This window comes from Streptomyces sp. BBFR102 (assembly GCF_051397025.1).
Lineage (GTDB): Bacteria > Actinomycetota > Actinomycetes > Streptomycetales > Streptomycetaceae > Streptomyces.
In genome coordinates, this window is the sequence record NZ_CP195757.1 from 5,566,710 (window position 1) to 5,589,245 (window position 22,536).

Below are 22,536 nucleotides of genomic sequence, written 5' to 3' on the forward strand. Positions count from 1 at the left end.
CCGGAATGCCCGCCGAGCAGGAAACGACCGTGCGGAGCGTCGTCGTCCCCTTCGCGCCCGACGCCCCGCCGGCCCCGCTGTCGAGGCTGGGCTCAGGGGTACCGGAGCGCTGGCGCACCGTCGACCGCTCCGCCCACGCCCCGCGTCTGGTGGCCGTACCCGGCGACGACGGGGAGTGGAGGGCGACCGCGCTGGTCACGGCGCGGCCCCACACCTCCTACCTGAAGATCGTCGACGCCGTCGGCGACGTACCGGCGGCCGTCGGCGCCGTCGTCGCCCACGCCCGCCGTCAGGGACTCACCCAGGTCAAGTGGGAGGGGTGGACAGCCGCTCCGGAGGAGGCCGCGGCCGCCGGCTTCACCCCGCTCAGCCCTCCGGTCGCGCCGGTCGCGGCCGGCCCGCGCACCGGGTACGTGCGGTGGCTGCGCGAGAACAGCGCGAGCGCGCCCCCGTACTACGGGCAGACCACGCACTTCACCTGCGGCGCCGTCGCGGCGCTGGTGGCGCAGGCGCACGCGGGGCTGCTGGAGCCGGAGGCGCTCGACCGCCGGGCGGAGCTGACGCTGTGGCGCGACGCCACCAACTTCCCCGTCTGCGAACCGGTCGGACTGGGCGTCGCGGTGCGGCGCGCCTGGCCCGCCTGCCCCGTTGAGGTCCGCCTCGACACGGACCGGCCCGTCCTCGTCGACCACCACCCGCGGGGCGAGCAGGAGTGGCGCGCCGACCTCCAGCGCATGTCCCGCGAGGACGCGGCCCGCACCGGCGTCACGGTCGACCCGCGTCCCCTGCCCGCGAGCGAGATCCGCGAGGCCGTCGGGCGGGGCGAGCGCGTGCTGCTCCTCGTCTCGCTCGCCCGGATGCAGGGGTTCGACGTGCCTCACTGGGTCCTGTGCCACGGCGCCGTACCCGGCGCCCTCGTCATCGAGGACCCGTGGACCGGCGCCGAACGGGGGGAGAGCTGGGTCGACGCCCACCTGCTGCCCGTCGCCGACGCCTCGCTGGAGGCGATGTCGGCCTTCTCCGCCGACGGCCTCCACGGCGCTGTGACCCTGGGCCGTCCCTGACCCCCGGCCCGCCCGTGGCCCTCCGCCGACTCCCCCCGCCCGTCAGCTGACGGCTGCCCGGGGCCACGTACGGGGGACCGGCGGCCCGTTCGCCGACGCGCCGGGTGGCTCCCGGGCAGGATCTCCACGGCGCCTCCGCGCGGGCCGGAGTTCCGCCACGCGGCATCGAGGAGGGCGCCCCATGGGCAGGGAGAAGGCGGCGGCGGGCACGGGGGCGGCGCCGTCCCCACCGGACGGGCGGGCGGCGGGGTGGCGTACGGCGGTCGCCTCGGCCCTCGGCCTCGCCTGCGGGCCCAGTGTGCTCGCGGTGATGACCTTCGGGATGTTCATCGTCCCGCTCCACCGGGAGTTCGGGTGGCCGGTGCCCGCGATCGGCGCGGGCGCGTCCCTGCTGAGCCTCACGATCGTCGTCGTCTCGCCCGTGCAGGGCGTGCTGGTCGACCGGTTCGGCGGACGCCGGGTGATCCTGTGCAGTGCCCCGCTCTTCGCGCTCTCCCTGGCGGTGCTGTCCCGGCTGCCCGACAGCCTGCCCCTGTTCTACCTGGCCTGGGTGCTCGTCCCGCTCTGCGGTACGGGCCTGTGGCCGGTCTCCTACCTCCGGGTCACGGCGGGCTGGTTCGACCGCAGGCTGGGCCTCGCCCTGGGGGTCGCCAACTGCGGCATCGGCGTCGGGACCGTCCTCGTCCCCGTCGTCACCGGGGCGCTGATCGGCGCGTTCGGCTGGCGGACGGCGTTCCTCGGGCTTGCGGCGGTCGCGCTGGTAGCCTTCCCGGTCGCCCTCTTCCTGCTGGCCGAGCCCGGCCCGCGCGCGGCACGCGTCGAGACCGGCGGCGACACCCTCGGGAGCGCGGCGACCAGGCGGCCGTTCTGGCTCGTCCTCGCCGCGTTCCTCCTGCTGGGCGCGGTCGGCACGGGGATCATCGTCCACCAGATCCCGCTGCTGCTCGACGCGGGCATCTCCCCCCGGACCGCGAACCTGGTTCCGGTCGCGCTGGGGCTCGCCCTGGTCGCGGCCAGGATCGGGACCGGATGGCTGCTGGACCGCTGCACGGTGGCGCGGGTCATGGCGGTGCACCTCTTCGGCGGCGTCGTGGCGGTGCTGCTGTTCGCGACGGGGCCCGGTGTCCCGGCCGCCCTGCTGGCGGCGGCGCTCGCCGGGATGCTGATCGGCGCCGAGTTCGACGTCCTCAGCTACCTGGTGCCCCGCTACTTCGGGCGACGGGCCTTCGGCAGGATCTACGGCGTGGCGTTCTCCGTCTTCCAGATCGGTGGGGCGGTGGCCGCCACCGCGATCGGCGTCAGCCGCGAGAGCCACGGCTCCTACACTCCGGCCATGCTCGCCCTGGCCGTCGCCTGCCTGATCTGCGCCGCCCTCTTCCGGGCCCTCGGCCCCTACCGGTACGACGTCCCGGGGACACCGCGCCCCCGCCTCCCGGCGCCCGCGCCTCCCCCGGCGCCGAACCCCGGCGCCCACGACGGGGACGCCCCGGCCGCGTCCGGACGGTGACAGGCCGACGAGCCCGGTACCTCGGACCGAGCCGTCGCGGCGGCGATCCAGATCGTGAACTCGACGGGGTGGAACCCCGGATGGTGCGCCGGCCCGGCGCACCCGGCCCGGCCGTCCCCCGGCCGGCGCCTCAGGCGGGGACCCCCATGATCCAGTCGTACGCCTCCGCCGCGCGGAACGAGGGCGGGCCCTCGGGGAAGAGCAGACCCGCCGCCGAGAAGACCGGGTCGTCGGCGGCGGCCGGGACGGAGGGCACCGCGACGCAGCGCATCCGCGCCGCCAGTGCCGCCGCCACGCCCGGCTCCGCGTCCTCGACCACCACACAGTCCACGGGAGCCACGCCCAGGCGCCGGGCCGCCTCCAGGAAGACGTCCGGGGCGGGCTTGCCTCGGGGCACCTCCTCGGCGGAGACCACGGGGCCGATCAGGCCGTCGAGGCCGGTGCCGGTGAGGACCGCGGCGATCGCGGAGCAGGAGGAACCCGAGGCGACCGCCATCGGCACGCCCGCCCGGTGCAGCCGCTCCACCAGCAGCGCCATCTGCTCGAAGACGGGCGTGTGGGCCCGCGCGAGCGTGAGGTAGCGGTCGTCCAACTCCTCCACCAGTGCCGCCAGGGAGGCGCCGAGCCCGTACACCCGCCGCCAGTCGGCGAGCGTCTCCCGGGTGCTGACCCCGATGTACCGCTCGTGATCGGCCCAGGTGAAACCGGGCACGTCGTGCGCCTCCAGCAGGGCCCGGCCCGCCTCGAAGTAGTGGGGCTCGCTGTCCACCAGCGTGCCGTCCAGATCGAAGACGACCGCGGGGAGCGCGGCCTCGGTCACGTTCGCCATGGCCCCAGCATGGCAGAAAGGGGCCAGGTCGCCGCGGGTCCCCTCCGGCCCACCGAAGCCACCAGCGGCAGCACCCGGTGCGCCACCCGCGCCCGCAGCGCCACCTCGGTACGGGTCCGCACCACCCCCCGGGAGGCTGATGAGCTGCTGGATGACGTCCGCGCTCGACGCCTGCGCTCACGAGGTGCGCGGCCTCGCCGCTGCCGCCGCCGATCCGAGAGGCTCGCGCACCGGCCGCCTGACCGTGGCCCGCATCCGGGTGGGGGCCGCCGTGCACGCCCTCATCGCCGACGGGACCGTCAAGCCCGAGCCCTCGCGGTCTTCGGCCCTCCCCTCCGCCGACGAGCCTGCCCCCCACCTGAAAGGGCCTGGAGCGGAGCCGCCGCCCCGCCCTCGTCGCCGGGTGATCCCGGCGGGTCGCCCGCCGACGATGCCGATGACCAGGTTGATGGCGCTGGCCGCGCGGATGGCGGGGTCGGAGACATCGGTGTCGGAGACCTGGTAGGTCATGCCGTGGTTGCAGCTGAAGCAGAGGAAGCCGCGGTACGTCGGCGGCTGCTCCGCGTGGAAGTCGATGCCGCCACGCCCGCCCAGGTAGTACAGGTATCCGTAGCGGGTGGCGTACATCAGGTGCACCGCCGCCCAGGCCATGAAGACACCACCGAGCGCGGTGCCGCCGCGGCGTGGCCCCGGTCGGTGTTGCCGACGAGCAGCAGGATGACGATGCCGACCAGCCCGCACAACGCGGTCGCCACCACGGCCAGTTCCTCCACGATCGGGCGGAAGTGCTCGCGCCGCGCGTCGCGATCGGTGTCGGACGCGTCGATCCGCCACAGCACGGCCCAGCCCGCCACCACGAAGACCGCCTCCGTCGCGCCGATCGCCGCCAGCACGGCCGGTACCGGGTCGACGAGCAGTCCGACCACGGGCGAATCCCGGCCCGCCGAACCCACCCCGGCCGCCGCTGAGCACCACGCGTACCTGCCCTCCGGGAACCCGCTCGCTGCCCCGGCCGGGGCGAGGGGCCGTCAGGAGCCGGGCAGTGCCATGGGCGGGGCCGGCACGCCGCTGGGGGCGACCCGGACCCGGACGTTCTTCATCAGCGGCTGGTCGCTCCGGGTGCTGTAGTCGGCCATGCCGATGAGCACGTTCATCTCCGGCATGTACCCGGCCGCGCAGCCCCGGGGCATGTCGTGGGCGAGCGCCCGGTAGCCGTTCAGGGTGCGGACGCTGCCGTCCTTGGAGGTGGCCGCGATGTCGACCAGGCTGCCGGGGGAGATGCCGCGCGCCCGCATGTCGGCGGCGTTCATGAGGATCAGGGTGCGCAGGTTCCTGATGCCCCGGTACCGGTCGTCGTCGGAGTAGATCGTGGTGTTCCACTGGTCGTGTGAGCGCATCGTCTGGAGGATCAGCACGTCTGCCTCGGGCACCACGTCCGGCAGCGGCGCGGCCGAGAACTCGGCCCGCCGGGAGGGCGTGAAGAAGATCAGCTCCCGGGCCGGCTGCTTGATGCGGAAGCCGAGCGGCAGCCGCACCCGCCGGTTGAAGTCCTCGAAGCCGTCCAGAGCCACCGACATGGTGTCCCGGATGCGGTCGTAGTCCTCGACGTACTCCTCCCAGGGGGTGGCGCTGCCGGGCAGCGTCGCCCGTGCCATCCCGGCGATGACGGCCGGCTCGGAGAGCAGGTGAGGGGAGGCCGGCCGCTTCATGCCGACCGACAGGTGCACCATGCTCATCGAGTCCTCCACCGAGGTCGACTGGAGCCCCTGGCGCTGATGGTCCTTCTCGGTGCGCCCCAGGCACGGCAGGATCAGCGCCTTCTTGCCGTGGACGACGTGGCTCCGGTTCAGCTTCGTACTGACCTGCACGGTCAGCTCGCACCGGCGCACGCCCTCGGAGGTGTAGGAGGTGTCGGGCGCCGCCCTCACGAAGTTGCCGCCCATGCCGACGAACACCTTGACCCGCCCGGCGTGCATCGCCGCGATGGTGCCGACGGTGTCGAGGCCGTGCTCGCGCGGCGGGTCGATGCCGCACGCCTCGGCGAGCCTGTCCAGGAACTCCGGCTGCGGCCGGTGGTCGATGCCGCAGGTGCGGTTGCCCTGGACGTTGCTGTGCCCGCGCACCGGGGAGGGGCCGGCGCCCTCGCGGCCCAGGTTCCCGCGCAGCAGCAGCACGTTGACGATCTCCCGGACCGTGTCCACCCCGTGCTCGTGCTGGGAGACCCCCAGGCACCAGCTGACGAGGGTGCGGTCGGCCCGCGAGTAGACCTCGGCCGCCTTCAGGATCTCCCGGCGGGTCAGCCCCGACTGCCGCTCCAGTTCCTCCCACGGCGTCGCCTCGCACAGCGCCCGGTACTCCTCGAAGCCGTGCGTGTGGCGGTCGATGAAGACCCGGTCGAGGGCGTCCGGGTCGGTCGCCGACTCCTCCAGTACCGCCTTGGCGATCCCGCGCAGCAGCGCCATGTCCCCGCCGGCCCGCACCTGGAGGTTGAGAGTGCTGGTGCGGGTCGGCTTGGACAGCGCCATGTCCAGGAAGTCGTGCGGCACGATGGTCCGGGTGGCGGCCGCTTCCACCAGCGGGTTGACGTGCACGATCTGCGCGCCCCGGTCGTACGCCTCGGCCAGCGCGGTCAGCATGCGCGGCGCGTTGGAGGCTGCGTTGACGCCCATGACGAACAGCGCGTCCGCCGACTCCCAGTCGGCCAGGTCGGCGGTGCCCTTGCCGGTGCCGAGCGCGGCGGTCAGCGCCCGCCCGGACGCCTCGTGGCACATGTTGGAGCAGTCGGGCAGGTTGTTGGTGCCGAACTCGCGGGCCCACAGCTGGTAGAGGAATGTCGCCTCGTTGCCGAGCCGGCCCGAGGTGTAGAAGGACGCCTCGTTCGGGCCGTCCAGAGCGCGCAGTTCGCGCCCGACCAGCTCGAAGGCGGCCTTCCAGGTGATCGGCTCGTAGTGGTCGGTCAGCGGGTTGTAGACCATCGGCTCGGTCAGCCGGCCGGTGTCCTCCAGTGCGAAGTCGGTCCAGGTGGCCAGCTCGGAGACGGAGTGCCGGGCGAACAGCTCGCGCCCCGCCCGCTTGGGCGTCATCTCCCAGGTGACGTGCTTGATGCCGTTCTCGCAGATGTCGAGCTTGAGGCCCTTGGTGTCGTCCGGCCACGCGCAGCCGGGACAGTCGAAGCCGCCGTTCTCGTGGTTCATCCTGAAGACGGCGCGCGGACCGTCGACGAACGCGTGCTCCTTCATGAGGACGTGCGCCACGCTCTTCGCCGCGCCCCACCCGGCCGCCGGACGGCGGTAGGGCTTCTGCGAGGGAGCCGCCTCGTCGGCGGGGCCCTGGCCGCCCTCCGGCGGGGGCGGGGCGTCCGCGTTCCCGGGGAGGTCCTGGCCTGACTGTGCGGAACCCATGCTGATCAGCCCTTCGTCCGGTCGCCCGACGGCGCGTTCCCCGGCCGGGCCGCGACCGGCACGCTACAGCGGCGGCGCGGGCCCGCCGAGGTCCCGCGCGCCGCCGCCCGGACGACAGCGCCCCCGTCCACCCGCACGGAGGGGCCCGCCGCGGCCCCGCTCCGCCGAATGGCGGAAGGCCGTGCTGGGCGACGCCGCTCCCCGGGGGTGCGGGGACCGCCGCCGCAGCCCCGAGGGAAACCGCCTCAGGCCGTGCGGGAGCATGTCCGCCAGGTCGCGGGCGAAGCCGTTCGCGGCCGACGGCCATGGTGTACCGGACTGTGTGGCCCTGGCCGCGTGCCGAGAGGTCTCGCGGGCGCTCGTTCCGCGTCCGTGTGCCATGGTGTGCACCTCGGTGGAGGCCGGACGGGAGGTGTCCGCCGCGCATGCCGGACCGTCATGGTCTAGACCTGCTAACGTCGCGGGCGCGCCGACCGGCGCGGCAACCGCGGAGAGGGGACAGGCCAGTGGGTGGCGGAGAGCAGACCGGAAGGGCGTACATCGGATCGTTCACGGCGGCGGGCGGCGCGGGCGTCGTCACCGCCGCCGTCGCCCCCGACGGCGGCCTCACCGTCCTCGGCGCCACCGCCGAGGTCCCCGACCCCTCCTACCTCGCACTCGGCCCCGGCGGCGACCTCCTCTACGCGGTCAGCGAGACCGCGGACGGGGCCGTCGCCGCCTTCGACCCCGCCGGTGACACGGCCCGGCTCCTCGCCCCGCCCGCCCCCGTCGCCGCCGAAGGCCCCACCCACCTCAGCGTCCACGGCGGCCGCGTCTTCACCGCCAACTACGGCTCCGGCAGCGTCTCCGTCCTGCCGCTGCGCGCCGACGGCACCCCCGGCCCCGCCGCGCACGTCCTCAACCACCACGGTTTCGGCCCCCACCCCCAGCGCCAGCAGGGCCCCCACGTCCACCAGGTCGTGCCCGACCCCAGCGGCCGGTGGCTGGTCGCCGTCGACCTCGGCACCGACTCCGTGTGCGTGCACGCGCTGCGCGACGGCATGCTGACCCCGCACCGCGAGATCGCGCTCCGCCCCGGCTCCGGCCCCCGCCACCTGGCCTTCCACCCCGACGGCGGCCACCTCTACGTCCTCAACGAACTCGCGCCCACCGTCACCCTCTGCCGTTGGGACGCCGACTGCGGCGACCTGCGTACCCTCGGCGAGACCGCCGTCCTCCCCGACGCGCCCGCTGCTGACGCCTACCCCTCGGAACTGGTCGTCTCGCCCGACGGCCGCTTCCTGTGGACCGCCACCCGCGGCGAGGACGTCGTCTCCGTCCTCGCCCTGGACCCGGGCGGGGCATCCGCCCGGCTGCTCACCACCGTCTCCTGCGGTGGTCACTGGCCGCGCGACCTCGTCCTCTCCCCGCAGGGCCTGCTCTACGCCGCCAACGAACGGTCCGGTGACGTCACCTGGTTCACCGTCGACCCCGACTCCGGCACCCCGGCCCTCGCGGGCTCCGTCCCCGCCCCGGCCGCCTCCTGCGTCCTCTTCGGCTGAGACCCGGACACGGCTTCGGGCCCGCTCCCCGTGCGGGGAGCGGGCCCGAACCATGAGCCTGCCGCCTCAGTGGGCCGGAACCCCCGGCGCCGGCTGCGGCGTGATGCCCAGCGCCGTCGTGTACTGCCCGAGCGCGAGCTTGCCGATCGCCGGGTACGCGCCCAGCGCCTCGGCCGAGGCGCACTCCGCCTCCTTCGCCGCCACATCGAGGAGCCCGTCGCCCAGCTCGGGACCGATCAGGTACGGCGCCAGGGCGAGCTGCGTGGAGCCCGAGGAGCGCAGCTGCTCGGCGGTTGCCGCGATGGCGCCCTCCTGGTCGAGCGCGGCCGCCATCACCGGCACCGCCAGCCGTGCGGCCAGCAGCATCCCGGTGATCCCGGCCGCCTGCACGGCCTCCTCACCGCCGACCGTCGCCAGGATGATGCCGTCGGCCGCGGTCGCCACCGTGAACAGGCGCGCCCGGTCCGCCCGGGCCAGCCCGGCCTCGGAGAGCCGCACGTGCAGCGCCTCCGCCAGCAGCGGGTGCGGGCCCAGCACGTCGGTCAGCTCGACCGGGGCCCGGCTGTCGATCACGGCCTGCCGGATGCGGCGCGTCAGGGCGCTGTCCGGGCCGGCCAGCAGCGGCACCACCACGGCGACCGGCCCGTCCGGGTCGGCGACCTCGGCCCCGGCGGCACGGGCCCGCTGGACGCGGGCGGCCCGCTCCTCCGCGGCGTGCGCGAGCACCGACTGCAAGGTCGGGAACTCCTCGTCGTCGCCCTCCAGGAAACCGATGCGGGCGTCCAGGCCGGGAAGCTCGGAGCGGGCGATGCTCACGACCTCCTCGGCGAGGCCGCGGGTGGGTGCGCCGGGGGCCCCGGGCACGGCCAGAACGAGGGCGGGCGCGCCCTCGGGAGCCACCACCGGTTCCGGGCGGCGGTGCCGACCGGACTGGCGGGGTCGCGGCATTCGTACAGGCAGGCCGGAAGCGGGCCCAGTGGGGGAGCTCATGGCGCCGCATGCTACTGGTTTCCCGTCCGCCCCTGTTCGGGGAGGGGGCGGCTGTAGGGCATCCGTCCGCATTTATCCGTTCTCGGCGTCCGGCTCGGGTGCCCCTTTTGGGGTTGTGTGCACCGATGTGGTGAACTCTGCGGCCGTGCGGCCCTGTTGTCCGGCTCGCGAGTGACAACTGCGCCCGGCGGTCACCGCGCCCGGCGGTCACCGCGCCCGGGGGTCGCGGACCGGACCCGCCTCAGCCCTCCACCCCGCCCGGTCCGGACGCGTCCGCCGAGCACCACAGCAGCCGCCCGTCCACGGGCAGTCCCCGCGTCCCGGACGCCAGCGCCGAGGCGAGCACCACCGCGCCGTGCAGCGGATCGCCCGCCGCCGGCACCACCCGCGCCCCCGGCAGCCTGCGCGCCAGTTCCTCGCCCACCGGCTCCGTCAGCGGGGCGCCCAGCCGGAAGAGCCCGCCGGTGCACGCGACCTCGCCGCCGTCCCGGCCGGGCAGCACCGCCTCGACGGCGTCCACGATGTGGCCCGCCGCTTCGGCCAGCAGCGCCGCCGCCGTCGCGTCGCCCTCGCGGGCGCACCGGGCCACGTCCGGCGCGAACGAGGCCAGCACCGCCGCCCGGTCCGGCCGGGGGTAGAGCTGGGCCGGCAGCCCGGGCATCGGGCCGAACCGCTCCCCGGCCGCGTCCAGCAGCGCCTTCGAACCTCCCGCGCGCCCGTCGAACGCCCGGAACGCCGCCTCCAGGCCGGCCCGTCCCAGCCACGCGCCGCCGCCGCTGTCACCCAGCAGGTGCCCCCAGCCGTCCGCCCGGCGCCAGGCGTACAGATCCGTGCCGAGCGCGATCATCCCGGTGCCCACCGCCACCACCGCGCCCGGCCGCACCCCGAGCGCCCCCGTGTACGCGGTCACGGCGTCGGCGGCCAGCGCGAGCGGTCCCGTCACGCCGTACGCCGCCAGCGCCCCGGGCAGGGCGGCCCGCAGATCCTCGCCGAGGCTCGCCATCCCGGCCGCTCCCACGGCGACGGCCACCAGGGGGGCGCCCTGCGGCGCCGTGCGCTCGCGCAGCTCCCGTACCAGCGGCAGCAGCAGCTCCATGAAGTGCGCGGCGTCGATTCCGCGCGCGGAGGTCCGTACGGGCTGCGAGCCGGTGACGGTCACGGCGTCCTGGGGCGCGCCCGCAGGCGCGAGCGCCGCGCGGAGCCCCGAGCCGCCCGAGTCGACGCCCAGCACCATTCCGGAGGAGGCGGAAGTGCCTTGTGTACGCGGGGTGTTCACCGTGCGCAACGGTTCCCCCTTCCTCTCCTCGGGCCGGGCGGCCGACGCCGACGAGGACGAAGGGTAGCCCCGTCGGGCCGTCCGCGTCCCGCCGGGACGACGGCTCGGTGCGGGGGACGCGCCGATTGTCGCTAGAGTCCCCCTGTGGCACCACGACCTTTGCATGAATTGGTGGAAGCGGGCTGGGCGAAGGCCCTCGAACCGGTGGCCGGGCGCGTCGCCGCGATGGGAGAGTTCCTCCGCGCGGAGATCGGCGCGGGCCGCACCTACCTCCCCGCCGGACCGCACGTCCTGCGCGCCTTCCAGCAGCCGTTCGACGAGGTGCGCGTCCTGATCGTCGGACAGGACCCCTACCCGACCCCGGGGATGCCGATCGGGCTGAGTTTCGCCGTGGCCCCCGAGGTCCGCAGGCTCCCGCCCAGCCTGGTCAACATCTTCCAGGAACTCCAGAGCGACCTCGGCCTGCCGCAGCCCTCCAACGGCGACCTCACCCCCTGGACCGGCCAGGGCGTCCTGCTGCTCAACAGAGCCCTGACGACCCGTCCGGGCTCACCCGGCTCGCATCGGGGCAAGGGCTGGGAGGAGGTCACCGAGCAGGCCATCCGCGCCCTCGCCGAACGCGGCACGCCCCTGGTCTCCGTCCTCTGGGGCTCGGACGCCCGCAGCCTGCGCCCCTTCCTGAGCCGCTACCCGGTCATCGAATCGGTCCACCCGTCCCCGCGCTCCGCCGATCGCGGCTTCTTCGGCTCCCGCCCCTTCAGTCGCACCAACGACTTCCTCGTCCAGCAGGGAGCGGCGCCGGTGGACTGGCGACTGCCGTAGGGGGCCGCCGCTCCAGCGCATCACACCCCCCCGGCCGCGCAGACCGGCGAGCCCGCTGCCGGCCGCCTCCTCAAGGGCCGGTTCGCCCAGGCCGAGGGTCCTCGACGCTCTGGAACGCGCCCACGCGGGCGGCGCCGCCGTCGGCGGGGAGATCGTGCGGCGGCTGGCCGTCCGCACCCACCCGCGCCGATCCGCCGACCCGCCCCGCACCCCGGGGGAGCGGCGTGCTGGAGGTGCCGGCGGAGGAACGGCCGCCGGGCTCCGGCTCCACCTGCCGGTGAGCCCGGTGGCGAGTGCCTCCGGCCGGCCTTCGGCGAGTTGGAGCCTTCGCCCGGACCGGGTACAGCGGGTGAGTGCTCGCGGTCTTCCCCCCTCGGAGTCCCGACCCGTCTCAGCCCACCACCCCCGCCCGCACGCACAGCACGTCCGGCAGATGGGCGGCCAGTCGCCGCCAGCTCTCGCCCTCGTCGGCGCTGGCGTACAGCTCGCCGTTGCGGTTGCCGAAGTAGAGCCCCGCCGGGTCCGCGCCGTCGGTGCACAGGGCGTCGCGCAGCACGGTGCCGTAGTGGTCCTCGGTGGGGAGGCCGGAGGCCAGAGGCTCCCAGCGGGCGCCGCCGTCCGTGGTGCGGAAGAGGCGGCACCGATGCCCGGCCGGGACCCGGTCGCTGTCGGCGGCGATCGGGAAGACGTACGCGGTGTCCGCGCGGGACGGGTGGGCGAGCACGGTGAAGCCGAAGTCCGAGGGGAGGCCGCCGCCGATGTCGGACCAGTGGGCGCCCGCGTCGTCGCTGCGGTACACCCCCCAGTGGTTCTGGAGGTAGAGGCGGTCCGGGTCGGCCGCGTCCCGGGCGATCTTGTGCACGCACTGGCCGAACTCCGGGTGCGGGTCGGGGAGGAAGACCGCCGAGACCCCCTCGTTGGAAGGGGCCCAGCTCCCGCCGCCGTCACCGCTGCGGAAGACCCCGGCGGCCGAGACCGCGACCGTCAGCGCGTCGGCGTCCCGAGGGTCCGTCACCACGGTGTGCAGCCCCTCGCCACCGCCGCCCGGCTCCCAGCGGGACCGCGTCGGATGCTCCCAGAGCGGCCGGACCAGCTCGAAGGAGTCGCCGCCGTCCCGGGAGACGAAGAGCGCCGCGGGCTCCGTTCCCGCGTACACCACGCCCGGCGCCTCCGGACCGGCCGGCTGGAGCTGCCAGAGGCGCTCCAGGGAGGCGCCGGTGTCCCTGGGGAACCGCACGGTGGGCGAGGCGGGCTCCTGCCAGCTCGCGCCCAGGTCGTCGGAGCGGAAGACCGAGGGGCCCCAGTGCGCGCTGTCCGCCCCCACCAGCAGGCGCGGCACGGGCCCCCGGAGATCGAGCCCCAGCGCGTACACCGCCTCGCCGGTGAAGTGCGGGCCGTCGAACTTCCACGTCCCGGCGCGCCGCCGCCCGAGGAAGAGCCCCTTCCGCGTCCCGACCGCCAGCAGCACTTCAGCCATCCCCGACACCTCCGCGACCTCGTCGTCCCGACCCGCCCCAGTCTGCGCCCGGCCGCCGACAACCGCCCGAAGACGCCGCCGGCCAGCGGTTCCACCACCCGGACGGCGTTCCGGCGAGGAGTCGTTCCCGCCGCCGCCATGGTCTGGATCAAGCCCTCCTCCGGCCGAATCGCCGCGTCGGAGCCGAGCTGTTCATCCGATCGGCTACGGTGAGTAGTCGTACGAGTGCGGAGAGGGGGCGGCTGTCATGAGGTCGACCGAAACGGAGCGGCTGCTGCGGCTGCGCGATGTCGCGCGGCTGCCCGCCGAGGTGCTGGTGAAGCGGTTCGAGGAGGACTTCGGCAATCTCGTCACCGCGGCCGTGGCCGACGCCACGCGCCGCCTGCCGGTCCCCGTCCGCCGGCTGCTAGACGGCCTCGAATGGCATCTGGACTGGGCCGACGCACTGGTCTGGGCCGAAGGGGAGCTCCAGGTCTCCGCCGAACGCATGGCTCTGCTCGGCGACGCGCGGCTGCGGCGCGTCGAGGGCCAGCTCCGGCAGGTCCGCGTCCGCCTCCACGAGGCCCGCTGCGTCGCCGCCGACTACCGCCGCCAGGACCGGGAGCGGCTGGAGCGGGGCCGGCTCCTCACCGCCCGCGCCACCGCCCTGAGCTGGCTGAGCAAGGCCCTCCCCGGGGAGTACGCGGCGCTCTTCGCCGCCCGCGTCGCCGAGCTGGACATCCCGCCGCTGCGGCGGGCCGCCGCTTCCCGGGACGTCTTCGACTCGATCGAGCAGGCCGTCGCCCACGGTTGCCTCCAGGTCACGGCGAGCCCCGAGGTGACCGCCCTGCTCGAACTCCCCGACGACATCTTCCGCGCCGCCGTCGCTGACGACGTACGCGAACAGAACGCCCGGAACGTCCTGCTCCGCCACCCTCTGGTCCTCCGCCGCTGGCACGCCGGCCTCGCCCGCCTCTGCGATCTGACGGTCGGCCCCGCCCGGGCCTCCTCGGCCACCGCCCTCGCTCGGCTCCCCCTCGACCTCGCCGAACTGCCCCGCCAGGAGGCGATGCAGATCATCAACGCCCGGCGGTTCTTCTGCGCCGTCCAGCAGCGGCGCCTGGACTGCGACCGGACCGTCCGCACCCTGATGGCGGAGATCGTCCGCCGCGAGCGCACCGACCCGGTCAACACCGCCCGCCGTGAGGCCGGCGGGTACGCCCGGCTCCGCCTCGCCGAGGCCCACCCCGAGGCGTACGCCCGCATCCGCGAGGAACTCCGCGTCTACGAGAGTGAGCCGGGCCACCTCGATCCGGCCCGGCTCACCTCCGACGAGCGGGGCGCTCTCAAGGCCCGGCTCCTGGCCGAACTGGCCGGCCCCGACGGTGATCCGGCTCCCCACCCGTCCCTCGCCGCGCCTGCTCCGGGGCCCCGGCCCGGCCCCAGAGCGAAGCCGGGCGGGGAAGGCCGGCCTGCCCGGGACCGCCCCGGCCCCGGGCAGGGGCGCGGCTCCCGCCCTGTGCCCGGGCCCCCGGCGCGGACCCCCGCCGGGTACCCGCCGTTCCGCACCGCCTGTCGCAGTGCGGAGCCGAGCCGCTGAAGGGGCCGGGCGGCGGGCGTCGCGGACGGGATCAGCTGCGGCCGTACTGCTGCGGCACCCGCACCCTGCCGCCGAGTTCGCGGGCGGCCCGACGGGGCCAGTGGGCGTCGCGCAGCAGTTCGCGGCCGAGGAGGACGGCGTCCGCCTCGCCGTTGGCCAGCACCTTGTCGGCCTGTCCCGGGTCGGTGAGCAGCCCCACCGCGGCCGACGGCAGGCCGGCCTCGTTGCGGACGCGGGCGGCGAAGGGCACCTGGTAGCCGGGGCCGACCGGGATGGACACCCCGGCCGCGTTGCCCCCGGTGGAGGCATCCAGCAGATCGACGCCGCGTTCCTTGAGGAGCGGGGCGAGCCGGACGGTGTCGTCCGGGGTCCAGCCGCCCTCGTCCAGCCAGTCGGTGGCGGAGACGCGGAAGAAGAGCGGCTTCTCCTCGGGCCACACGGCACGCACGGCGTCGACGACCTCCAGGGCGAACCGCGTCCGGTTCTCGAACGATCCGCCGTAGGCGTCGGTGCGGTGGTTGCTGTGCGGCGAGAGGAACTCGCCGATCAGGTAGCCGTGGGCGCCGTGGATCTCGACCACCTCGAAGCCGGCCGCCAGCGAGCGGCGCGCGGCCTCGGCGAACTGCCGGACCGCGTCGCGGATCTCGTCGGCCGTCAGCTCGTGCGGGACGGGGCTGCCGGCGTCGAACGGCACCGCGCTCGGGCCGACCGGCTGCCAGCCACCGTCGGTGGGGGAGATGGCCTTGCCGCCGCGCCAGGGCGCCTCGCAGGACGCCTTGCGTCCGGCGTGGGCGAGCTGGATGCCCGGCACGGTTCCCTGCGAGGTGAGGAAGGAGGTGATCCGGCGCAACGCCGCCGCCTGGCCGTCGTTCCACAAGCCGAGGTCCCACGGGCTGATCCGGCCCTCGGGCGACACCGCGGTCGCCTCCAGCAGGATCAGGCCCGCGCCGCCCGCCGCCCGGGCGCCGTAGTGCTGGAAGTGCCAGTCGGTGGGGCGGCCGGCGGTGGGGCCGGTCGCCGGGGCCGAGTACTGGCACATGGGAGCCATCCAGATGCGGTTGGGGATGGTGAGGGACCGCAGGGTGAGCGGCTCGAACAGGGAGGGCATGGCGTACTCCATCGCGTCACGGGACCGAACGATTCCAGTACGATAGTCTTCGTAGTACGCTAGATGTCAAACTACTAATGCCTTCGTACAATGCGGAGTCCGTGCCCCGCCCGGTGAGGGCCGCTGCGCACCGCGCCATCCGTGAAGGACGACCGAGATGACCATCGCCGAGAGTGCCCGCACCCTTGCCCACCCGCCGCGCGACCGCATCCGCCTGGAGGAGGTCCTGCACGCCCTGGCCGACCCGATGCGGCTGCGGGTGGTGTGCGCGCTGGGCGCGGGCGACGCCGAGCAGTCCTGTACGGAGTTGCAGTTGCCGGTGGCCAAGTCGACCAGTACGCACCACTTCCGCGTCCTCAGGGAGAGCGGGGTGATCCGCCAGACCTACCGGGGGACCGCCAAGCTCAACGCGCTGCGCAGGGACGACCTGGACCTGCTCTTCCCCGGGCTGCTCGACAGCGTCCTCGCGGGCGCCGTCCGCGAGGGCCACGGGGGCTGACGCCTCGGGCGCGGCGGCCGGGCTTCCGCCCGGCGGGAGGCATCGTCTCCCCGGCCGCGATGCAGTCCCCGCAGGCCTCGGCCGTGCAGGCCGGGGGTGACGATCGGCGTCGAGGCGATTGCGCCCGCCCGAAGCCCGGCCGACCGCGGTCGGCCCCGCCCGGTCACGGCATGCCGCGCATCCGGTCGATCTCGGTGGTCTGGGTGGCGATCACGTCGTTGGCCATCTCCTCGACCACGACGTTGTTCCCGGCGCCCAGCACCTCGGTGGCCATGCTCACGGCTCCCTGGTGGTGGGTGGTCATCAGCTTCAGGAAGAGCCGGTCGAACTCCTCGCCGTCCGCCTTCTCCAGCCGTTCGAGCTGCTGCGGCGTCGCCATCCCGGCCATCGCGCCGTGGTCGTGTCCCTTGCCGCGCGGCCCGCCGTTGTTCTTCAACCACGCCTTCATGGCGCCGATCTCCGGCTTCTGCCCCGCCTCGATGCGGTCGGCGAGTGCCCTGACGCGCTTGCTGCGGACCCGCTCGGGTACCAGCCGGGTCATCTCCAGGGCCTGTCCGTGGTGCTCGATCATCATCTGGATGTAGGCGAAGTCGGCCGAGTTGGGGCTGTCGTCCGGCTTGCGGCGCTCCGCCTCCCCGGGTGAGAGGGTCTCTGCCTCCTCGCCCGGTCGACCCGGCGCGATCACCGAGGGGCCGGGGGCGGACCTGGCCTCCGCGGCCTGTTCGGGGGTGCTCGTGCATCCGGTGAGCAGAGCCGCCGCGGCGAGCGCCGCCAGGGCGAGCGGTGCGCGACGGCGGTGCGCGGCGGCGGGGCGGGATATCGGCACAGCTGCCTCCTGAGGTGTGAGGAAGGGTGGGACTGTCCTAGCACGGCGTCACGGGGGGAGGGCGGCACGTTTGATGACAAGTATGTTGCCGGCTATTGATCTGTGCATGACGAAGGCGATACTGCGGTGATCCGACGCACTTCTCGTGCGAACGGCGATCAGGGAGGACGCAGTGACTCTGTTCAACACCCCCCGGGCGAGGCGTAGACGCCTCGCCGTTGCTGCCGCCGCAGTCGGCATGTTCGCGTCCCTGCTCACCGCGGGGCCCGCCGCGGCCATCCCGGGGCCCGGGGACACCCCCGAGGTCTCGGAGCGTGTGAGCAAGGGCGAAGCCGCCGACACCAAGGCGGCCATCGCCGCCGGCGACATCCCCGCTCCGGACGAGATCGTCCACTCCGACAACATCAAGCACCTGGCCAACATCCCCAAGGACGCCCTCTCCGGCACCAACTCCGACCTCGCGTTCCAGGGCAAGTACGCCTTCGCCGGCAACTACGACGGCTTCCGGGTCTTCGACATCAGCAACCCGAAGAAGCCCGAGACCGTCGCCCAGGTCCTCTGCCCCGGTTCGCAGAACGACATCTCGGTCTCCGGCGACCTGCTCTTCCTCTCCACGGACTCCTCGCGCAGCGACGACTCCTGTGCGAGCACCAGCCAGCCCGCCACCGAGAAGTCCTCCTGGGAGGGCATGAAGGTCTTCGACATCAGCGACAAGCGCAAGCCGCGCTACGTCGCCGCCGTCGAGACGGCCTGCGGCTCGCACACCCACACGCTCGTCCCGGACCGCAAGAACGTCTACGTGTACGTCTCCTCGTACTCGCCGAGCGCCGCCTTCCCCGACTGCCAGCCTCCGCACGACGGCATCTCCATCGTCAAGGTGCCCCGCAAGGCGCCGCAGCAGGCCGCGGTCATCGACTTCCCCGTGCTGTTCCCCGGTGAGGGACCGGACGGCGGCGGCAACCCGGGTGCGCCGACCAACCCGGGTGTCTCCAAGACCACCGGCTGCCACGACATCACCGCGCTGCCGCACAAGAACCTCGCCGCCGGCGCCTGCATGGGCGACGGCATCCTCCTGGACATCAAGAACCCGGAGAAGCCCAAGGTCATCGACCGGGTCCAGGACAACGAGAACTTCGCGTTCTGGCACTCCGCCACCTTCAACCAGGAGACGGACAAGGTCGTCTTCACCGACGAGCTCGGCGGCGGCGGCGCGGCCACCTGCAACGCGGAGATCGGCCCGAAGCGAGGCGCCGACGGCATCTACGACCTGGTCCGCAAGGGCAAGGACAAGAAGCCCAAGCTCGTCTTCCGCAGCTACTTCAAGATCGACCGCCACCAGGCCGACACCGAGAACTGCGTCGCCCACAACGGCTCGATCATCCCGGTCAAGGGCCGCGACATCATGGTCCAGGCCTGGTACCAGGGCGGCCTCTCCGTCTGGGACTTCACCGACTCCGCCAAGCCCCGTGAGATCGCCTACTTCGAGCGGGGCCCGCTGAGCGCGGACACCCTTCTCGGGGGCGGTTCGTGGTCGGCGTACTACTACAACGGCTACATCTACTCCAACGACATGGTGAAGGGCTTCGACGTCCTCAAGCTGGACGACCGGCGCACCGACCCCGCCAAGAAGGTCAAGCTCGACGAGCTCAACGTCCAGACGCAGCCGGACTACTTCGACTAGGTCCGCTGTCCGTCCCGGCCGCGTCCGGGGCACGCACCACCTGATCGGTCCTCGTCCCCCGGAGCGGCGTACGCCCGCCCGGGGGACGACGCGTACCGGTGCGGCCCCGGCCGGACGCGCTTCGATCGCACGACTCCAGGCGCTTTCCTGGAGCGGGCGAAGGAGGCCGAGGAGGGCGGGCGGCATGACCAACAGGACATTCTGCGGCGCATCACCGGGATGGTCGACGACGAGGAGCGCCTGCGGGCGTCCCTGGAGGCAGGGGAGATCGGCGCCGCCACCGAGCGGGCCGGCCCGCCGCCCTCGAACGCGAGCCGGACCAGTGCTGGGACCTGCTGCGCCAGCGCCGCGCCAAGGCCGCGTTCGGGGAGAGCCCCGACGAGGCCCGGGCCCGCCCCGCCGACGAGGTCGAGGGCTGCGAGTCCTGAGCGCGGCGGGCCCCCGGCGCCCCCGGCTTCGTCACCCGGCCGCGCTCTTCACCAGCTCCAGGACCGGCAGCAGCCCGGCGGGCCGTCGCTCCACCGGCAGATGGTCCACGAAGTGCACCGCGCAGCCGAGCGCGGCGGCACCCCCGTCGGCCCGCCGGTCGTCCCCCACCATGAGAGCGGCACCAGGGTCGACCCCGATCCGCTCGCAGGCCAGCGCGAAGAGCCGAGGGTCGGGCTTCTGGACACCGTGCTCGTACGACAGGACACTGGTGTCGATCCACTGTTCCAGCCCGTGGTGGCGCAGCACCGGTCGCAGATCCCAGCCGATGTTGGAGACGACCCCCACCCGCAGACCCAGCGCCCGCAGCTCACGCAGTACCTCGGCGCTGTCCGGGTACGGCTGCCACGCGGCGGGCGTCATGTGCCGGTCGTAGAGGACGTCGTGGAGCGCGCCGGAACCGAGGTCCACCAGGCGCGACAGGCTGGTGAAGGCCGCACGGTGTTCCCGCGCGCCGCGGTCGCGGTGCTCCCAGAGTGCCGCGAGCCGGCCCGGGACTTGTTCCGGTGAGGGCCAGCCCGGCTGGGCGCCCACCTGCGCCAGACGGGCGGCCGCCGCCCCGAGGTCGCCGTCCGGCAGCAGCTCGGGACCCGCCCCCAGCTCCGCGAGCCCGCCGCGCAGCCACTCCTCGGGGGGCTCGATCCGCATCAGGGTGCCGGAGAAGTCGAAGAGCACACAGGTGATCGCCATCCATCGGATTCTGTTCGGTACGGGTCGGAGGTGGCAAGAGGCACCAACGCCCGTGCTGGCGTGCGCGGCCTCTGCCCGCCCCCGGGACTCGGCGGAACGGAAGGCCGCAGGCGATGCGAGGGAAAGGGAGCTGGGGAGACACCTGCCCAGGAACGTGGTGTCGCGCGCGGCACCCGGACCCGCGTCCCCGGTTCGGTCTGCCCCTCGCCCCACCCAAGGCCGCCGGCCGTCGCGGGGGTGCGGGCTGTCCCCGGTCGTCCCTCGCGAGGGGCTCTCATGTCCGCGAGGCCGGCGTGACGGGCTCGCGCTGTCTCTAAGGACGTTTGGGCTCCGGTCGACGGAGGTTTTCTGGCTCCATGGCTGCATTGGAGGGGGCGTGAAGCGGTGTGATCCACGCCCCTGTAGCAAGGTGATTCGGCCCCACTTCGATCGAGTGGTTCCGGTGGCCCCGGGGGGTGGGGTCTCGCGGTAGTTCGGGGGCCTCGGCCAGCCTGCCGTCAGCGTGCCCCCGACAGGTGCGTGGAGGCTGCCGACCCGGCTCGACTCAGACCGCGGGCCGCCCAGTGCCCGCGGTGGCTGGAGACGGGCGTTGGTCCGGCCGGCACTGGGACCCGGCGGCTGGACCAGGAACGGCCGCGGCCATCTGTGAGGTCAGCTGCGGCGCTGCTTGCGCTGGGTCTGGGTGAACCGGTAGGACTCGGTGCCGGTCTCGACGATGTGCGCGTTGAACGTGACACGATCGACGATCGCGGTGCAGAGCCGGGGCTCAGTGAAGGTCTGCTTCCACTCGGAGAGCGGTGCGTTCGACGCGATCGCGTAGCGCGTCGTTCCTCACGTTCGGTGAAGATCTGGAACAGCAGCTTCGCCCCGGCCTTGTCCAGGTCGAGATAGCCGAACTCGTCCAGGCAGAGCAGGTCGACCCGCCCGTAGCGGGCGATGGTGCGCGAGAGCTTCTTCTCATCGGCGGCCTCGGCCAGCTCGTTGACCAGGTTGACCGTGGGCGTGTAGCGGACCTTCAGCCCGGCCTCGGCCATGGCGGTGCCGATCCCGATCAGCAGATGGGACTTGCCGGTGCCGGAGTCACCGATCAGGCAGAGCGGCTGCCCCGCCCTGACCCAGGCCGGGTCCGACAAGGTGCCGACAAGCTCGGGGGTGACGTTCGGGTTTTCCTCGAAGTCGAAGTCCTCCAGCCGCTGGGGCCTGGGGAAGTTCGCTTCCCTGACCAGCCGCAACTTGCGCCTCTCCTCGCGCTCGGCGCACTCGGCCTCCAGTAGGTCGGCCAGGAAGTCCTTGTAGCCGGAGCGCTGCGCATCGCCTCGGAGGCCATGTCCTGGACCCGGCTGCGGATCGGGGGCAGGTGGACCGTGCGGCATGCCTCGTCGATCGCGGTGTCGACCGCCTCCTTCGGCCCGGTGTCGCGGCGGGGCGAAGGGATCTGAGTGGCAGCCTCGGTCGTGGTCATGCGGTCCCCTTCGGTTGGCGTTTCAGCAGCTGGTCGTGGCGCGAGACCGTCGGCAACGGTCGTTTGTCCTCGGGCCGCTGGGCCCTGCGGGCGGCCAGGGGGACCACTCCACTGGGCTCCGCCCAGGGCGGCGGCTCCCGTCTCCTCGTCGCTGCGTCGCGGAACTCCCCGCGCCGGGTCAACCGCGGATGACGGGCTGCGACCTTCCGCTTCTCGAACACCAGCAGCTCGTTGCCCCGCAGCAGGACCCGCACGTTCTGGCCGATGAAGCGGGCCGGGACCGAGTAGTGGCACTGACGGACCGTGATCCGGCTGCTGCGGTCGACCTTCGGTGTCAGCGTGCTGCCGCACTCGAACTCCTCGAACGGCAACGGCAGCAGAAGAGCGGTCTCGGAAACGAAGTTGAACCCGATGCTGGTCAGTCGCCCGGACAGCATCCGCTCGTCCTCTTCGGCGTCGATCTCCCTCAACCGGTCGTTCAGGGCCTCCAGCGAGGCGACGTCGGGGCCGGGGACCAGATGCGTGCGCCGGAACCGGCCGCCCTCCTGTTCGACCCCGCCCTTCTCGTGGGCGCCTTCCTGACCTGGGATGCAGTAGAACGCGTCGAAGCCGTAGTGCGACCGGAAGGACAACCACCGCTCCGACTCCATCCGGCTGCGGCCGGTGCAGACCCGGTTGACCGGGGGCTTCAGGTTGTCGTAGCGGATGTGCCGGGACGGGACGCCTGGCTAGTGCCGGATCAGGCCATCGACCGGGACAGGGTCGACGTGGCCGGTTGCCGGAAGGGCCTGGGCCAGGGAGAGGCCGATGGCGACCAACGATGACCGGCGCAGGCCGGGGACGTCGGAGAGGTCGGTCCAGACCGACTCGGCGATTTCGCCGTCAGGCTCCGGTCGGAGTCGGCCGCCAGTGATGTTGACGCGGTAGAAAACGCCGACATTCTGATGCTCGACTCCCGCACGGGCTTCGGCCGCCGGGATGACCCGTGAGTCCACGCCCAGCAGGCGATCCACCACCGCGATGCAGCCCGTCTCCTCGGCGACTTCCCGGATCACCGCATCAAATGGATCTTCGCCGTGCTCGACCCTGCCACCCGGAAGAGTCCAGTTGCTTTCGCCATTCGGTGGCATATGACGGGCGAGCAGTGCCCGCCCGTTCTCGATACACACGGCATACGCCGCCAACCGAAAACTCATCCTCGTACCTCCCGCCCGACCCTATCCAACCTCCAAGATCCGAGCACCGTCCGGTGAGTGGGGCCGGATCAACTTCTTACGCATGGAGCCACTCCCGTTCCG

The 22,536-nt window shown here is 73.7% G+C and carries 17 protein-coding genes and 4 pseudogenes; 8 read left to right on the plus strand and 13 right to left on the minus strand.

What is annotated here, in order from left to right; all coding sequences use genetic code 11:
• The first annotated feature begins 5 nt into the window (after positions 1-5).
• On the plus strand, positions 6-1,064 hold the full coding sequence (locus ACSLIC_RS24500) for a peptidase C39 family protein (RefSeq protein ID WP_436739866.1): 1,059 nt from the start codon (positions 6-8) through the stop codon (positions 1,062-1,064).
• A 181-nt stretch (positions 1,065-1,245) separates the two neighbouring features.
• Complete coding sequence (locus ACSLIC_RS24505; RefSeq protein ID WP_436739867.1) at positions 1,246-2,571, plus strand: MFS transporter; 1,326 nt, start codon at positions 1,246-1,248, stop codon at positions 2,569-2,571.
• Between the two features lie 130 nt (positions 2,572-2,701).
• Here the strand turns inward: ACSLIC_RS24505 and ACSLIC_RS24510 are convergent, their stop codons facing one another.
• The 4 genes and pseudogenes from ACSLIC_RS24510 to ACSLIC_RS24525 all read right to left on the minus strand — a co-directional run bounded on the left by ACSLIC_RS24510 (position 2,702) and on the right by ACSLIC_RS24525 (position 6,801).
• On the minus strand, positions 2,702-3,400 hold the full coding sequence (locus ACSLIC_RS24510; protein ID WP_436739868.1) for an HAD family hydrolase: 699 nt from the start codon (positions 3,398-3,400) through the stop codon (positions 2,702-2,704).
• Positions 3,388-3,559: pseudogene (locus ACSLIC_RS24515) on the minus strand (Lrp/AsnC family transcriptional regulator); the annotation flags it as partial. The gene ACSLIC_RS24510 and the pseudogene ACSLIC_RS24515, both read right to left, overlap by 13 nt.
• Before the next feature lie 261 nt (positions 3,560-3,820).
• A pseudogene (locus tag ACSLIC_RS24520) lies at positions 3,821-4,353 on the minus strand (DUF1345 domain-containing protein); the annotation flags it as partial.
• A 75-nt stretch (positions 4,354-4,428) separates the two neighbouring features.
• The gene (locus ACSLIC_RS24525; protein ID WP_436739869.1) at positions 4,429-6,801 is read right to left on the minus strand and encodes an FdhF/YdeP family oxidoreductase; all 2,373 of its coding nucleotides are present in this window, start codon (positions 6,799-6,801) and stop codon (positions 4,429-4,431) included.
• 506 nt (positions 6,802-7,307) lie between these two features.
• Between ACSLIC_RS24525 and ACSLIC_RS24530 the strand changes: the two genes are divergently transcribed.
• Entirely contained in the window at positions 7,308-8,342 is a 1,035-nt protein-coding gene (locus ACSLIC_RS24530) for a lactonase family protein (RefSeq protein WP_436739870.1), read from the plus strand.
• A 66-nt stretch (positions 8,343-8,408) separates the two neighbouring features.
• Here the strand turns inward: ACSLIC_RS24530 and ACSLIC_RS24535 are convergent, their stop codons facing one another.
• Positions 8,409-9,332, minus strand: coding sequence for a sirohydrochlorin chelatase (locus ACSLIC_RS24535; protein ID WP_436739871.1), 924 nt, complete (start codon positions 9,330-9,332; stop codon positions 8,409-8,411).
• Between the two features lie 241 nt (positions 9,333-9,573).
• The gene (locus ACSLIC_RS24540) at positions 9,574-10,566 is read right to left on the minus strand and encodes an N-acetylglucosamine kinase (protein WP_436740471.1); all 993 of its coding nucleotides are present in this window, start codon (positions 10,564-10,566) and stop codon (positions 9,574-9,576) included.
• 186 nt (positions 10,567-10,752) lie between these two features.
• Between ACSLIC_RS24540 and ACSLIC_RS24545 the strand changes: the two genes are divergently transcribed.
• Entirely contained in the window at positions 10,753-11,430 is a 678-nt protein-coding gene (locus ACSLIC_RS24545; RefSeq protein ID WP_436739872.1) for a uracil-DNA glycosylase, read from the plus strand.
• Positions 11,431-11,821: 391 nt separating this feature from the next.
• On the opposite strand, the gene ACSLIC_RS24550 is transcribed toward ACSLIC_RS24545, so the two are convergent.
• Positions 11,822-12,907, minus strand: coding sequence for a WD40/YVTN/BNR-like repeat-containing protein (locus tag ACSLIC_RS24550; protein ID WP_436739873.1), 1,086 nt, complete (start codon positions 12,905-12,907; stop codon positions 11,822-11,824).
• Positions 12,908-13,154: 247 nt separating this feature from the next.
• Here ACSLIC_RS24550 and ACSLIC_RS24555 point away from each other — a divergent pair, with 247 nt between their 5' ends.
• Complete coding sequence (locus ACSLIC_RS24555; protein ID WP_436739874.1) at positions 13,155-14,486, plus strand: hypothetical protein; 1,332 nt, start codon at positions 13,155-13,157, stop codon at positions 14,484-14,486.
• Between the two features lie 31 nt (positions 14,487-14,517).
• Here the strand turns inward: ACSLIC_RS24555 and ACSLIC_RS24560 are convergent, their stop codons facing one another.
• Positions 14,518-15,594 (minus strand): NADH:flavin oxidoreductase/NADH oxidase, encoded by a 1,077-nt coding sequence (locus ACSLIC_RS24560; protein ID WP_436739875.1) that lies wholly within the window; start codon positions 15,592-15,594, stop codon positions 14,518-14,520.
• A gap of 157 nt (positions 15,595-15,751) precedes the next feature.
• Here ACSLIC_RS24560 and ACSLIC_RS24565 point away from each other — a divergent pair, with 157 nt between their 5' ends.
• The gene (locus ACSLIC_RS24565) at positions 15,752-16,093 is read left to right on the plus strand and encodes an ArsR/SmtB family transcription factor (protein ID WP_436739876.1); all 342 of its coding nucleotides are present in this window, start codon (positions 15,752-15,754) and stop codon (positions 16,091-16,093) included.
• Between the two features lie 163 nt (positions 16,094-16,256).
• Here the strand turns inward: ACSLIC_RS24565 and ACSLIC_RS24570 are convergent, their stop codons facing one another.
• Positions 16,257-16,919: a DUF305 domain-containing protein gene (locus ACSLIC_RS24570; RefSeq protein WP_436739877.1), complete on the minus strand. Its 663-nt coding sequence runs from the start codon at positions 16,917-16,919 to the stop codon at positions 16,257-16,259.
• A gap of 238 nt (positions 16,920-17,157) precedes the next feature.
• Between ACSLIC_RS24570 and ACSLIC_RS24575 the strand changes: the two genes are divergently transcribed.
• Positions 17,158-18,600 carry an LVIVD repeat-containing protein gene (locus tag ACSLIC_RS24575; RefSeq protein WP_436740472.1) on the plus strand — a complete coding sequence of 481 codons (1,443 nt, stop codon included), beginning with the start codon at positions 17,158-17,160 and terminating at the stop codon, positions 18,598-18,600.
• 219 nt (positions 18,601-18,819) lie between these two features.
• A pseudogene (locus ACSLIC_RS24580) lies at positions 18,820-19,028 on the plus strand (DUF2630 family protein).
• A 31-nt stretch (positions 19,029-19,059) separates the two neighbouring features.
• On the opposite strand, the gene ACSLIC_RS24585 reads toward ACSLIC_RS24580, so the two are convergent.
• The 4 genes and pseudogenes from ACSLIC_RS24585 to ACSLIC_RS24600 form a co-directional block, all read right to left on the minus strand.
• Positions 19,060-19,776 (minus strand): HAD family hydrolase, encoded by a 717-nt coding sequence (locus ACSLIC_RS24585; protein ID WP_436739878.1) that lies wholly within the window; start codon positions 19,774-19,776, stop codon positions 19,060-19,062.
• Positions 19,777-20,427: 651 nt separating this feature from the next.
• Positions 20,428-21,211 (minus strand): annotated as a pseudogene (gene istB / locus ACSLIC_RS24590) (IS21-like element helper ATPase IstB).
• A 23-nt stretch (positions 21,212-21,234) separates the two neighbouring features.
• Complete coding sequence (locus tag ACSLIC_RS24595; RefSeq protein ID WP_436739879.1) at positions 21,235-21,870, minus strand: Mu transposase domain-containing protein; 636 nt, start codon at positions 21,868-21,870, stop codon at positions 21,235-21,237.
• Positions 21,871-21,966: 96 nt separating this feature from the next.
• The gene (locus ACSLIC_RS24600) at positions 21,967-22,434 is read right to left on the minus strand and encodes an NUDIX hydrolase (protein WP_436739880.1); all 468 of its coding nucleotides are present in this window, start codon (positions 22,432-22,434) and stop codon (positions 21,967-21,969) included.
• Positions 22,435-22,536 lie beyond the last annotated feature (102 nt).

Bases quoted from the DNA above. Each gene is read 5' to 3' on its own strand.
- ACSLIC_RS24500 (WP_436739866.1), top strand. From the start codon at position 6: ATGCCCGCCGAGCAGGAAACGACCGTGCGGAGCGTCGTCGTCCCCTTC.
- ACSLIC_RS24560 (WP_436739875.1), bottom strand. From the start codon at position 15,594: ATGCCCTCCCTGTTCGAGCCGCTCACCCTGCGGTCCCTCACCATCCCC.
- ACSLIC_RS24540 (WP_436740471.1), bottom strand. From the start codon at position 10,566: ATGGTGCTGGGCGTCGACTCGGGCGGCTCGGGGCTCCGCGCGGCGCTC.
- ACSLIC_RS24555 (WP_436739874.1), top strand. From the start codon at position 13,155: ATGAGGTCGACCGAAACGGAGCGGCTGCTGCGGCTGCGCGATGTCGCG.
- ACSLIC_RS24510 (WP_436739868.1), bottom strand. From the start codon at position 3,400: ATGGCGAACGTGACCGAGGCCGCGCTCCCCGCGGTCGTCTTCGATCTG.
- ACSLIC_RS24505 (WP_436739867.1), top strand. From the start codon at position 1,246: ATGGGCAGGGAGAAGGCGGCGGCGGGCACGGGGGCGGCGCCGTCCCCA.
- ACSLIC_RS24565 (WP_436739876.1), top strand. From the start codon at position 15,752: ATGACCATCGCCGAGAGTGCCCGCACCCTTGCCCACCCGCCGCGCGAC.
- ACSLIC_RS24550 (WP_436739873.1), bottom strand. From the start codon at position 12,907: ATGGCTGAAGTGCTGCTGGCGGTCGGGACGCGGAAGGGGCTCTTCCTC.
- ACSLIC_RS24525 (WP_436739869.1), bottom strand. From the start codon at position 6,801: ATGGGTTCCGCACAGTCAGGCCAGGACCTCCCCGGGAACGCGGACGCC.
- ACSLIC_RS24585 (WP_436739878.1), bottom strand. From the start codon at position 19,776: ATGGCGATCACCTGTGTGCTCTTCGACTTCTCCGGCACCCTGATGCGG.
- ACSLIC_RS24600 (WP_436739880.1), bottom strand. From the start codon at position 22,434: ATGAGTTTTCGGTTGGCGGCGTATGCCGTGTGTATCGAGAACGGGCGG.
- ACSLIC_RS24575 (WP_436740472.1), top strand. From the start codon at position 17,158: ATGTTCGCGTCCCTGCTCACCGCGGGGCCCGCCGCGGCCATCCCGGGG.
- ACSLIC_RS24535 (WP_436739871.1), bottom strand. From the start codon at position 9,332: ATGAGCTCCCCCACTGGGCCCGCTTCCGGCCTGCCTGTACGAATGCCG.